This is a genomic window from Thalassotalea fusca, assembly GCF_053485835.1.
The window spans coordinates 122,665-135,725 of sequence record NZ_JBQRUN010000001.1 but is presented as its reverse complement, the minus strand read 5'-3'; the positions used below and the strand labels follow the sequence as shown (position 1 = coordinate 135,725).

The window sequence follows — 13,061 nt, the reverse complement described above, 5'->3', positions numbered from 1 at the left end:
AATCTGGAAAATCGTATAAGAATTGAAGAATGTTCAAGTATGATTGTTTTTTGTGTTACAACAGAATATTAATATAAATGAACGTATTGGATTTAACGTATCATGATCATAGTAAGACACATATTCAGGTGTTCGGTTAACGAGCACAGTTGTTGAAAATCATCGTCTGGTATTTTTCGCTTATCTTGAAATGTTTGCGCACAAATAACACCTATGGCTTTATCTGAAATTTTCACTGGCGCTATAGCTAATGCTCCCTCATTGATAAATTCGCTCAGCTCTCTCGTAATTAGATCATGCCATTGTTTATCCTGATAATTATTAATCAGGAGCGGTAATTTATGCTTAAGCGATTTTTCCATGACATTATTACTTCGCGTCAAATTAATCGCAATATTGCTTGGTTCGCTGTTGCCATGAATGTCGTGGGAAAAGCGTAATTTTACGGTAGACTTATCATCTGTCAGCATTAAGAATGAACAACGCTCAAAGCCAAAAGCAAGAACGCTCCCCTGAATTACCGTTTGAATATATTCATTGAGATTCTTGCTATGTGTTGTCAATTGAGTCAAGTTCATAAACATTTCTAACACTATTTTCTCTTTACTCGCCTGTTCTATTTTCGGTAGAACAGGCTTGCCAAATTCACCCGCAGACGGCAAAGGTTTTATTAATTCTTGTAGTTTGTCAGCACCATAAGATGCCAATAGTTGTTGTGACAACTCACGGGTTTGCTCAATGCGCACTTTTAACTGCCTAACATTGATTTTCATAATAGCAGCGATGTTCTCCAGCAGTTTATTGAACTGTTCAAAACTACTTTTAGGCGAAGCAATTGCCGAACTTAGCTGATCAGCAAAATAAATAATTTTGACTTCATCCGTTCGCGTGGTTGGATCATCCAAGGCTTTGAGTAATATGTCGCTTAGATTCCAAGTACTGGCTAAACCTCTACTGAGTTCGTTGAAGTTACAGCCAATTTCTTGCTTACAAAACTCTGCAAAATCTTTATCTTGCATGTTTGTGTGTTGTATCAGTTGCTGTACTGCTTCGCCGCCAGTACTCCAAAATGCTGTTTCGCCAATGCGATAGAGCATTGCTGCTAGATAAACCTCTTCCTGTGTATCATCGTTGTACTGTGGCGTCATCATTTTTGCCAACATGCCTGAATAAAATGAATTAGCCATCAACTGAGTAAGTCGGTTGTAAACATTGATATCTAAGTTTTTATTCTGTAATAAACTTTCTACTAACTTTGCGGTTAAACAAATATTCTTAACTGCCGAAATCCCTAGTACCACTGCGGCTCTAGACACCGTAGTAACCTTGTTTACGCCAAAGTGATGCGTATTATTAGCAACCTTAAGTAAACATGATGATAAACCCTGATCATGCAAAATCGCCTCACTGAGTTTTGGCAAAGAAGATTTATCGTCATTCGAAAATTTATCAAGCATGACGACTGTAGAGGTGATCGCGGGCAGCTCACTGTTAGCAATATGATCAATCCATTGCTGGGTGGTTTTACGCTGCTTCTGTTGAGAAAGATAGTCCGTCATTGATTACACTAAATATCCACAATTGAATAAAGACATAAGTACTATAAACTATGCGCGCAAACGAGTTAGTTGTCTAAATTATTTAATCCTATACGTTTAAATGACGCAGTTTTATCATGGATAATATATAGAATAGAACTAGCCCTTTGTAATACTGCTACTTTTTAGGGTCAACACGCTCTAATAAAGGTTACGGAATCAAGTACTAATCTTATTCAAGAATGTTCAACTGTTGTGGTTTTGTATAGAATACGTTTTTTTATTTTTAAGAAAGATTTAAGTGCAATTTAGAGAAGATATAAATGCCCTGAGGGCAATCGCAGTTATATCCGTCGTTTTGTTTCATTTTAATGATGCGTGGTTGCCAGGTGGCTTTGCCGGTGTTGATGTCTTTTTTGTCATTTCCGGTTTTTTGATGACCAAAATTATCATTGAAAAACACGAACAGAATGCTTTCTCAATTTCACAATTTTACTTAGCTCGCGCAAATCGGATTATTCCGCCTTTAGCTGTTCTGTGCCTGGCATTAACTATTTTAGGTTGGTTTGTATTAACCCCTGTTGAGTATAGTGCGCTAGGGTTACACATAAGTAGCAGCCTAACATTTATTTCTAATTTCGTTTTTTGGAAGGAATCTGGATACTTTGAAGCAGGTTCTCATGAAAAGTGGCTGCTCCACACTTGGTCTCTTTCAGTAGAGTGGCAATTCTACATTTTATATCCAATAGTACTTGTCACCTTGATGAAGTTTATGTCTGTGGCAAAGCTAAAAGCCTTAGTTTTAATTTCAGCATTAGTGAGTTTTTTGGTTTCAGTTTGGGCGACTGATATATGGCCAACACCTTCATACTACCTATTACCAACGAGAGCTTGGGAACTTCTCATAGGCGGACTTGCCTACCTTTACCCCTATTCCCACAAAAAAAATAACCAGCGATACATGGTATGGTCTGGGATCATATTGCTACTACTATCTTTTGTTGTGATTGATGCGCACACACCATGGCCTAGCTCGTTAACAGTGCTTCCAGTGTTCGCAACGTTTTTAATAATTCAAGCTCGGTGCACTAGCCATATTGTATTTAGTAACATTATCTCGCAAAAGCTGGGATCTTGGTCATATTCAATTTATCTTTGGCATTGGCCTATCGCCGTAACGATATACACCTTTTCACTCGGCAGCAGTGCAACCTACCTAGGGATATTACTTTCAATGTTGCTAGGCTATATGTCTTATCGCTTTGTTGAACAGGCCAAGCTCAGCAACAAGTTGAGCCTTATTAAAATGACAACATCCAAGCCCGTCATACTAATGTTGTTCACTTCAGGTCTAGGATATGCAATCCATTACAATGATGGCATAAATTCGACTTATCGAAGCATTAGCAACACCAACGAAGCCAAGTATCTTGCCCAATATCATATAGACAATTACCGAAAAGTTAAAAAAGCTGCCACTACATTTGATAAAAACAAATTGAGCGGACATGGTGGCATATTTATCTGGGGCGATTCTCACGCTCACGCCTTATCTTACGGAATAAGAGAAACTTTCGCTGGAACAACTGTAAATCAGGTTACAGCGCAAGGATGTCGCCCACTTGTAAAGCAAGATACACTTACGACCGGTTCTGCCAAGAGAATTTGTGATAAAGCTAACAAGAAAGCAATAAGTAGCATTTTGTATATCAAACCTGATGTGATTCTATTAGTGCAACGAAGACGACACGATGAAAATGACTTCCGTGAGATAAAACGCCATTTAACGCAGCAAGGTATTAATGCACAAATTATCTTAGTTGGCCCAGTCCCACAATGGCAACCATCCCTACCAAACACCATTGCTAAGCGACACTTCAATCCTGACGAGCGCGCTTTTTACGATCCCTCATTCGTTTCAGAGCTATTCAACGTAAACGATAAGCTAAAACAGACTTATAAAGGTTCCGACATTTTGCATATTTCTCTGCTAGATAACTTATGTGAAGAAAATCGTTGCTTAGCAAAAGTTGACCACGAAAATACACCACTAGTGTGGGATTATGGTCATTTGTCACTAGAAGGCTCTGTGTTTGTTGTAGAGACCATCTTAAAGAAAGAGATTGCCAAGTATTTATAACTTTTGAACTATAGAGAAAAGTGCAGATAAAAATTTCGTTTTAATTGGATACGCATTCGGCTTTTCTCTGTTCCTAAAATTGGCACATATGTCAACGACGCCAATCAAGCATAAAACCTTTGCACGGCATTCCCAATTTCGAAACCAATAAGTTCGCTAATGAACCTGTTGCGCAGTTCTGATTTATTTAGTTAATGTTAATCTATTGTTTTTATTAACAAAGTAGTATGGCATGATTATCGCTTATTAATACGAAAACTAAAGTTAATATAAGGGATTGTATTTGTGCTGAATTTGATAAATACCTATCAGCAATCATGGGCTAGTTTAAAAAAAACGCCAGTATTTGTAGGAACTGTCTTAGCAACACTGGGAACCACGATTGGTGCATTGTTAGTTGTAATTACCTTAGCTTATTTACTTCTGCTAGAGCCACTCCCTTATCCAGATCAAGAAAGGCTTGTTAGAGTTGATCATGCACTATTCAATGAAAACAATATCAATAACCTTACGGCCTTTACCTACCCCGGATTAATCCATCTCTATAAAAACCAAAACGTTTTTGATCAAGCCAGTCTCATTAATTACGAAAATGATGTTTTACTTTCATCAATTGCTCAGCCTCTGGTAAATACCGCTTACGTAACACCTGAATGGTTCTCTTTGCTCAACGCATCTTTAGTATTAGGAAGAGGGTTTGAGCCATCGGAAGGGTTAAACACACACAATCCTGTCGTAGTATTAAGCTATGAAACATGGAAGAACGAGTATCAATTTGACCAAGATATTGTAGGAAAAAAAGTAACTATCAAAGGCAAAAGTTTCTCAATTATTGGGGTGATGGACAAATCATTCATTGAGCCACGCATTTACAGTAACAGCACAACTGCCATTTGGCTTCCTTGGGATTTTAACTCAAATGCCATGTTGGCGAATAAATGGGGCCACATCAGACCAAATTTAACTTTTATCGGCAAGTTAAAAACGAATGTATCTTTTGCACAGGCTGAGCAAAGTATTTCAAATTTAGTAAACGATATCTGGCAGCAAAACGTGGCTGATATCAGTTTGTTTGACGGTTGGCAAATCCAAATGCACATTCGTTCACTACACGAAATAATTTTAGGAGATACTGACCAAACAGCCTATCTATTGCTATGCGCTATTCTGGGGTTATTGATTATAGCCTGTACCAATATCGCTAACCTTTTTATGTCTCGAGTAAGTGAACAAAAGCGAAACTACGCCATTAGAGCGGCTGTTGGCGCTAAATCTAATCATATTTTTAATCACTTTTTTACCGAATCCATTTTGTTAATGTTTTTCTCAACAGTTATTGGCTTACTAGTAGCATCCACGGGCATTTGGTTAACCAAAGAAGTGCTCATGTCGACACTACCTAGGATTGAAGAATTATCGATTAACGATGTGACGTTGGTCTCCGCGGTTATATCAGTTTTACTACTTGCTACTTTTTTTGCATGGGTTTGCAATAAAATGATTGATCGAAAACACCTCATTACTCAACTTCATACAGGTGGAAAAGGTACAAGTAAGCAAGTGTCTAAATTGGTTCGAAACGCTTTTTTAGCAGCTCAAGTGACAATAGCCAGCGTTATTGTGTTTGCGAGCATGAATGTATTTGATAATTCGTTAGCCAAGATCATCCAACCATTGAATTTTAGCACAAACAATAACAGCCATATGGTACTTTCCAGCCCAAGAGACTTATCAACTGATGAGCGAAAGGCCACCATGTTAGAGATGATAGAAAAATTAAAGCGCTTGCCTTCTGTTACTTCGATAAGCCAATCCAATTCTCCGTTGATAGCGACAGGCCAAGCAGCTTTCATCACTGCAGATACAAACTCTCGATATACAGTTGAAAACAGACGCGTAGACGATAAATACTTTAAATTGATTCAACAGCCATTGCTTGAAGGACGGTACTTTAATTATTCAGATATTAAAGACCAAAATCCTGTGATTATTATTAACCAATCATTCGCCAAACATATTGCCCCTGATAAAAGTGCTGTAGGAATGACACTTAGTACACCTAACAACCAGTCACTTACAATTATTGGTGTAGTGAAAGGAATAGTCATACCGGGTTCGAGCAACGTTCCAATGCGCTCTTATCGTCCAGCGACATTGTCAAGCGCAACATTGCTTTTGAGCACCCAAGAAAATCAAGAGCTTGCAAGAAGTGAGTTACTAAACCTCATACAAGAAACAGCACCGAACTGGACGCTATTTGACTATACGCCATTGAAGAAAATACATGACCAATTGCTATTCACAAAAGTGTCCGCAGCGGTTTCTTCTCTTATCATTGCAACATTCACATTATTTTTGTCGGGTGTTGGCATATATGGGTTGGTAAATCACAACACTAGATTGCGCCAATTTGAACTAGGTATCCATTTAGCCATTGGCGCGAAAAAGCGAGATGTTGTTAATTTGGTATTATCAGACAATATGAGACCCATTTATTTGGGCATGTTCACAAGCGCTATAATAATGCTAGTCACTATTAATTATTTGAATTTCGGTAGCGATAGTGGGCTGCATCTAGATTTTCTAATCTCAATTACACTAACATTTACTTTCATACTGACAATGTCACTGCTCGCATGTTACCTCCCATTGAGAAAGTACATTAACACAAGGCCTATCAACAATTTAAGAAGCAGTTATGACTGATTGAACAGGAAAAAGTTGGCTACAAAATACATTCCCGTCTCTAGTACATAAATTATTCTGCATTAGAGACACCTTCTTTAAGGCTATTCAAATAACTTAGATGTTCTAAAATTAATTCATGGCAACAATAGATTATCAAAATACGACTTTGGTGAATTACAGGAAGCTTGAATAATGACTTCGAGCCTAATACCTGAAGAATACTTAAACTCCCCCAGCCCTCTGGGAGAAATTGTCGTGAAAGATGATCGAAAATCGCTTAATCACTAAGTTGTATTTGTGAACGAGCAATTTTTAAGAAAAATAGGTTATACAGTAGAAGGTATTCCTGACAAAAACACATGGTAGGAAACCGCATTTCCCGATAAAGTTTACCAAAAGGTTGTAGCTCGGTATTGGGAGTTGGCCGTTGAAACTTACGACGCAAGTGATGGTAAACACGTGGTCATGAATGCCGAAATCCGCACCAAATCAAGAGGTTCGAGAAAATTTTGTGTTTACTCTGAAACTGAAAGTTACCTGATCCCTGGGCATTACATCGTCATGTTCATGGAATTGGAGTAGCATAGGTTTTAGTGTCAGCTACACATTACTTTCTAGCGATTAATTGTACCTGACCCATTTATTTTTTACTTATATGAGCGCGTCCTTAATCAACGGACCACCTTCCAAGATGGCTCTAAGTACTTTCACGGCTTCGGTCAATTGTTCGTGGTCGATTGGACGGCTTAAACACAAACGAACGGCGGGCGCAGGCATATAATATGCGACCCGATATTCATCAGCACTTCTCACTAATACCCCTTGTTCAAATGCCTGTGAAACAAATTCATGGCTTAACCAGCCCGGAGGTAACTGTAACCACAAATTAAAACTGCTATCAGGTGTTGGTTTAAGCCAAGTAGAAAGATACTCTTTGGCTATTTTATGTCTTTTACGCATTTCACTAGCTAGCCAGTTTTCCAGATTGGCTAGCTCACCGTTGTCTATCCAAAGCGACAACCAGTGAATGAGCAGCGGGGAATTCGTCCAAGATGATGCTCTCAAAGACAATCTGGTTTTGTTGAAAAATTCTTCTGGCGTCACTAATAAGCCAATTCTTATAGCACCACCAAAGCGTTTAGAAAAGCTGGTTAAATAGAAGCAAATGTCTGGTGCCAACTGTTGCATACTTATTGGTTTATCTTCTCTCGCTAAAAATTGCACATCATCTTCGATGATCTTCATGTCGAATTGACGGCAAATATCGATTAGTTGTTTTCTTCGCTCGACTGAAAGTTGAGTGCCACTCGGATTTTGAACATTTGGCGTTAAATAAATCGCTCTTGGCTTATGACGCTGACAAGCAATAATGACACTTTCAGGGATTATTCCATTCTCATCCATCTCGATTGGGACAACTTTAACTCCTCTGTCTTGTGCAGCAGACAATACACCTGGAAAAACCATATTTTCCGTGAGAATACAGTCACCTTCACGGCAGAGCATATTGATTAAGACACTAATTGCATGCTGGCCACCGTGAGTAATTAAGAAATCGCAGGTGTCTAGCTCGACAGGTTCATTTGCCAACCATCGTTGAAAGGACTCTCGGTGTTTTTTGTGTCCTAATTCAGGTGCATAACACAGCAGATCTTGGAGTAGCCTTTGATCGGTAGCCATTAATGACATTGCATTTGACAACATTCTCGCTTGTGGCCCTTGAGGCGCAAAGGCTGCGCGCATATCAATTTTGCCGGGAACACTGTGCGCCATAGTATATGCTGTTGAGTCGGTTTTATTTGCTGCCTTAACAAAAGTACCACTGCCCACTTTAGCGACAACCAGATCTCTTCGTTCAGCTTCGCTATATGCCCTTGTTACGGTACCAACAGTTACTTTAAGTGCATCTGCTAGGCGGCGTTGTGGCGGCAGCTTTTCATCTGGTTTTAATGTGCCAGTTTCTATTGCAGCCTCAATAGCATTTGCAAGGGCTAGGTATTTGGCAGTGCCTGAATCTAATGTTGGAGTCCAGATTGTCATGGTGACAATAAAATCCTTGTCTATTTAATTCTCTCTAATATGATATCAATTCTTCACATTGATACTAATTCAAACAAAATTGTACCCATACAATTTAAAAATACAAGGATTAATTATGTACGAACAATTGCTCGCTCTGTTTATCCCCCTGATGATTTTTACTATTACGGCAACATCTACTCCTGGACCAAATAACCTTTTACTCTCGGCAAATGGTGCAAATTTCGGATTTAGGGCCAGTATGCCTTTTGTTTGGGGAATTCGCTTAGGAAACTTATTACTGGTTTTGTTACTTAGTTTAGGACTGGGTGCACTGTTTATCGCCTACCCCGAAACTCAGCACTTTTTGAAGATAATTTGTGTTGGTTACATGGTTTATCTGGCGATGAAAATCGCATTTGCGCCGCCTGCTAATCAAAGTGAAAACAAAGGTCGACCATTAGGCTTTTGGCACGGTGCAAGTTTCCAGTTCATCAATCCTAAAACCTGGATGACAGGAATCACTTGCTTAACGGCTTTTACACTGGCAGGCGATGGTTATATGTATTCTGTGGTAATGGTGATATTGGTATGGACTGTTACTGGACTCATTGGCAGTTTGTTTTGGGTATGTTGTGGTGTGGCAATGCAAAAGATCTTAAAAACTGATGGTCAATGGCGAGTATTCAACTTTACATTGGCGTTCGCAACCTTGGCCAGTGTATTTATGGTGGTTGGAGTTTAAGATGGAAAAGCACTTTACTAATGATGGCCTGGAATACTTTCTGAGTGATGATAAAACTAAATTGCAACCTGATGTTATTCACAGTTACTTATCTCAGAGTTATTGGTCAGAAGGCATTCCAAAAAACCTGATCATTACAGCCATAGACAACTCATTATGTTTTGGTCTGTACTTGAACAAAAGCCAGATTGGTTTTGCCAGAGTGACCACAGATAAGTGTTCATTTGCTTACTTGGCTGATGTTTTTGTATTGCCAGAATTCAGCCAAAGAGGATTAGGAACAGCCTTAATTGGTTTTGTGATGCAACACCAAGATCTACAGGGATTAAGACGATTCATGCTATGTACCAGAGATGCACATAACCTATATAAGAAATTCGGCTTTAGTTCAGTAGATAACCCAGAAATGATGATGCAAATTGCAAGGCCAGGAATTTATTTGAAACAAGGGTGAGTATGTAAATAGGGTCAGAATGTAAATCGGGTCAGATAGGTAAATAGGGTCAGCTACACATTATTTTCAAGCTTTTAATTTGAATCTGACCTGAGCTTATTATTTATAAAGCTTGCGGCATAGGTCTTACGCTAGCCCAATCGCTGAATTTACTTTGCAACTCATGAATAGAAACACCCAATACTTTCTCTATCTGTTGATACTCAATAACATTACACAGGTTTTGTTGCTCATATTTGATAACCTGAGATAACATGCTTTTTCTTTTCTGATTTTCCATCATGAAATAGATAAATGCCCAACTGGTCGCATATAACCTTTTGCTTAACTCTGATTTCCAATCACTTGTGGTGGCAGATAGCAATTCATCTAAAGGCAACAACTGTTCTGATATAAAGCCATTGTTAGTCCAGTTTTGATTGGGATAAATCATAGTACTCTTGCCCTTCACCTCAATATACTCACTGTATTCAGCTAAGCCTTCATTTAGCCACTTTGGACTATAGCCAATTATACCTCGGTTAATAGCATGGGCTGCTTCATGCGTGGCAGTTCGCATTGTTGCCACATGGTTGGTAAGCAAAATATGAGCTTGGTTCGAGGCATGACTATAAAACCCGGGAGTATTATCGCCAATTGGCATATTGTACTTGGTTTTTATTTGATCAAAAGCCACCTTAAATGGATATACATGAAGATTAATATCTACCTTTTTTAGAGATGATCTATCCAATAGTAGCCCATAAATCTCAAATAACTTATTTAGCTTTGATGTTAGTTTTTGATGAAAGTCATAAGGTAGGTTTTCGGTGTTTAGGTCTAAGTTAAAATAATCAAATACCTTTTCGCCTGCATAGTTCAATAGCGTGTAGTCACCATTTTTAGGTGGCGTGCTGCTAAAATTGGCTATTCCTCTTTCATCAATCCAAGTATAAACCTCACCGACCTTTTTATATTTGACTTCGCCTAAGGAAGTGTCTTTACAGACTTTGGAATTGCCAACTTCTACATGTAGGTATTGTTTCTTAGGTTGTGCCTTAGCAGTAGCTTGCTCCGCAATAACTGGCTGCTGAATTAATTCTGGCTCAGCATGAAATAATGACTCTGCCCAATGAATGGCCTTATTAAGCTGAGTGTGCAAATTAACGTTGTGGTCGCTGAAATAGTTGGCAAGCAGAAAGCTGCCAATGAACGCCAGTACGGTAAATATTCCTATAAAGCTTTTGTTCACGTCACTTCCTTGGACAGTTCAAGATAATGCAACACAATAAGGTACCAAGTACTTGATTGCATCACAAATTTCAGACACAAAAAAACCAGCTTAATAGCTGGTTTCGTTTTTCTTGCTATCGTAAACAAGAAAATGGTACCGGAGGACGGACTTGAACCGTCACGCTCGCAAAAGCAACGGATTTTGAATCCGTCGTGTCTACCAATTCCACCACTCCGGCGACACAGTGACTAACAAGCATTGCTGCTTGAAGTGATTGGCATTATACGAGAAAAAGTACGCATGGCAACAGGTTTTTTCAACGCTTTCATTCAATTGCTGATTTATTAAGCACTCAAATAGATGAAAGTATTCTTATGGCCTATAAGCGCGTAAAAATATCTCGATTGTTTTGGCCACATGGTCTTCGACATCTTGCTCCGGAATGGTGTGCTCCGGTAATAGCAATGCGCGAATGTGGAGACGCCCTTTCACCATTTCGATAAGAAGTTTAGCGGCAAATTGCGTATCATCAATTGCCAGTATGCCTTGTTCGTTCAAGCTTGCTAAATAGTCACTTAGCGGCTGACAACCCGTTAGAGGGCCATAGTTATAGATAAGCTCACCTATTTCTGGGTGCTGTGGCACTATATTAACCATCAACCGAAATAACCCTAATAATGTTTCGCTTAAGAACCCGCTAACAAAAGGCACACACACCTTTTGTAATGCTTCTGCAGGTGGCAATGTGTAATCAATAGAGGTTAGTGTACCTACTTGCTGACGCACTTGCTCTTGCATTACCGCCTTGAGCAAACCTTCTTTGTTACCAAACTCGCTATAAATATTGCGCCTTGATCCTCCTGACTCAGTAATGATCATCTCTAAAGAGGTGTTTTCATAGCCATGCGACAAGAACAATTTTTGTGCCGCTTGCAATATGAGTTTTCCTCTATCTGACAATGGTTTTGAGGGGAACTGTTGCTCAATATTTTTCACTTTGTAACTAACTCGTATAAATCTGTTGTTGACATTGGTACTACATAGTACCAGAATAAGTGGTACTTTGTAGTACCAAATAACATTTTTGATAAATTTAACACCATTGTTAGCAATCTAGGCTAGGCTTTAGATGAGTTAACTTGGCGAAAACCATAGGATTATTTATGCGATTACTGACCTCTTTGCTTGTGCTAACTTTGTTAGCGGCATGCAATAAAGAACCCGCGCCCGAACGTAACGTTATCCGTCCTATTGCCTGGACAGAAGTGAAACTAGCCAAGCTTGAACAGATACGCACTTTATCTGGCATTGTTGCGCCTGTTGAAGCCACCAACCTGAGTTTTGAAGTTAGCGGCAAAGTACAGTCAATTAAGGTGATATTAGGCGATGAGGTTAAAAAAGGTCAGGAACTTGCGCGCCTAAATCAACGCAGCTTTAATTTAAGCCTGCAATCCGCACAAGCCGCGCTCAACCAATCTCGTGCATCGTATGCCGAAGCAGAAAATGAATATAAACGCTATGCACAACTCATTGAGCAAGGGTTAGTATCCCGTTCAGGTTTTGACAATGCCAAAGCAATGTATGAATCATCAAAAAGTGCCGTTGCTGTTTCTCAGGCACAACTCGATATCGCCCGTAAAAACCTGCAGGACAGTATTTTGTTAGCGCCTTATGATGGCATCATTACTAAACGCCTCATTGAACCTTCCCAGCAAATTGCAGCTGGTCAATCCGCATTTGAAATCGAAGGTAAGCATGGCTTGGAAGTGCGTGTCATGGTGCCAGAAAACTTGATTCAGCAGCTAAAGAAAAACACGATACTGCCAGTGACATTTCCTGTTTTACCTAGCCTCGAACGCAACGGCCGTATCACTGAAATTGGGACGCGTGCAGAATCTGCCAATGCCTTTCCGCTAACAGTCGTTCTACAAGGTGATAACAGCAACCTGCGTGCTGGTATGACAGCAGAAGTCGCGTTTGCATTTGAAGGTGTTGGCCGTACTGGCTATACCGGCATGACAATCAAAGTGCCAGTCAATGCACTTGGTGCTGATGTTGGGCAAGAATCCTTCGTCTTTGTTTATAACCCAGAAACACAAACCGTACATAAGCGTCCAGTACAAACTGAAAATGTGCTTAATAATGATGTATTTATTTCGTCAGGGCTTAAAGATGGTGAAATTGTTGCAACCGCTGGCGTGGCATTTTTACGCGATGGCCAACAGGTTACCTTGTTAGACAAACATACCCAGCGTTTCAACTAA

Annotated in this window: 9 protein-coding genes and 1 tRNA gene; 5 read left to right on the top strand and 5 right to left on the bottom strand. The window is 39.4% G+C overall.

Annotated features, from left to right (window positions below; translation table 11 throughout):
- Positions 1–92: 92 nt before the first annotated feature.
- Positions 93–1,559 carry an HDOD domain-containing protein gene (locus tag ACSLUK_RS00570; RefSeq protein ID WP_448546545.1) on the bottom strand — a complete coding sequence of 489 codons (1,467 nt, stop codon included), beginning with the start codon at positions 1,557–1,559 and terminating at the stop codon, positions 93–95.
- Between the two features lie 280 nt (positions 1,560–1,839).
- Between ACSLUK_RS00570 and ACSLUK_RS00565 the strand changes: the two genes are divergently transcribed.
- The gene (locus ACSLUK_RS00565; protein ID WP_448546544.1) at positions 1,840–3,678 is read left to right on the top strand and encodes an acyltransferase family protein; all 1,839 of its coding nucleotides are present in this window, start codon (positions 1,840–1,842) and stop codon (positions 3,676–3,678) included.
- 285 nt (positions 3,679–3,963) lie between these two features.
- Entirely contained in the window at positions 3,964–6,384 is a 2,421-nt protein-coding gene (locus ACSLUK_RS00560) for an ABC transporter permease (RefSeq protein WP_448546543.1), read from the top strand.
- A 633-nt stretch (positions 6,385–7,017) separates the two neighbouring features.
- On the opposite strand, the gene ACSLUK_RS00555 is transcribed toward ACSLUK_RS00560, so the two are convergent.
- The gene (locus ACSLUK_RS00555) at positions 7,018–8,406 is read right to left on the bottom strand and encodes an aminotransferase-like domain-containing protein (protein ID WP_448546542.1); all 1,389 of its coding nucleotides are present in this window, start codon (positions 8,404–8,406) and stop codon (positions 7,018–7,020) included.
- A gap of 115 nt (positions 8,407–8,521) precedes the next feature.
- Here ACSLUK_RS00555 and ACSLUK_RS00550 point away from each other — a divergent pair, with 115 nt between their 5' ends.
- On the top strand, positions 8,522–9,130 hold the full coding sequence (locus ACSLUK_RS00550; protein WP_448546541.1) for a LysE family translocator: 609 nt from the start codon (positions 8,522–8,524) through the stop codon (positions 9,128–9,130).
- 1 nt (position 9,131) lies between these two features.
- Entirely contained in the window at positions 9,132–9,584 is a 453-nt protein-coding gene (locus tag ACSLUK_RS00545; protein ID WP_448546540.1) for a GNAT family N-acetyltransferase, read from the top strand.
- 103 nt (positions 9,585–9,687) lie between these two features.
- Here ACSLUK_RS00545 and ACSLUK_RS00540 read toward each other — a convergent pair whose 3' ends face one another.
- From ACSLUK_RS00540 to ACSLUK_RS00530, 3 genes are all read right to left on the bottom strand, one after another.
- On the bottom strand, positions 9,688–10,815 hold the full coding sequence (locus ACSLUK_RS00540; protein ID WP_448546539.1) for a hypothetical protein: 1,128 nt from the start codon (positions 10,813–10,815) through the stop codon (positions 9,688–9,690).
- 133 nt (positions 10,816–10,948) lie between these two features.
- A tRNA-Leu gene (locus ACSLUK_RS00535) sits at positions 10,949–11,035 on the bottom strand.
- Positions 11,036–11,169: 134 nt separating this feature from the next.
- Positions 11,170–11,793, bottom strand: coding sequence for a TetR/AcrR family transcriptional regulator (locus ACSLUK_RS00530; protein WP_448546538.1), 624 nt, complete (start codon positions 11,791–11,793; stop codon positions 11,170–11,172).
- Between the two features lie 167 nt (positions 11,794–11,960).
- Here ACSLUK_RS00530 and ACSLUK_RS00525 point away from each other — a divergent pair, with 167 nt between their 5' ends.
- Positions 11,961–13,061, top strand: coding sequence for an efflux RND transporter periplasmic adaptor subunit (locus ACSLUK_RS00525; protein WP_448546537.1), 1,101 nt, complete (start codon positions 11,961–11,963; stop codon positions 13,059–13,061).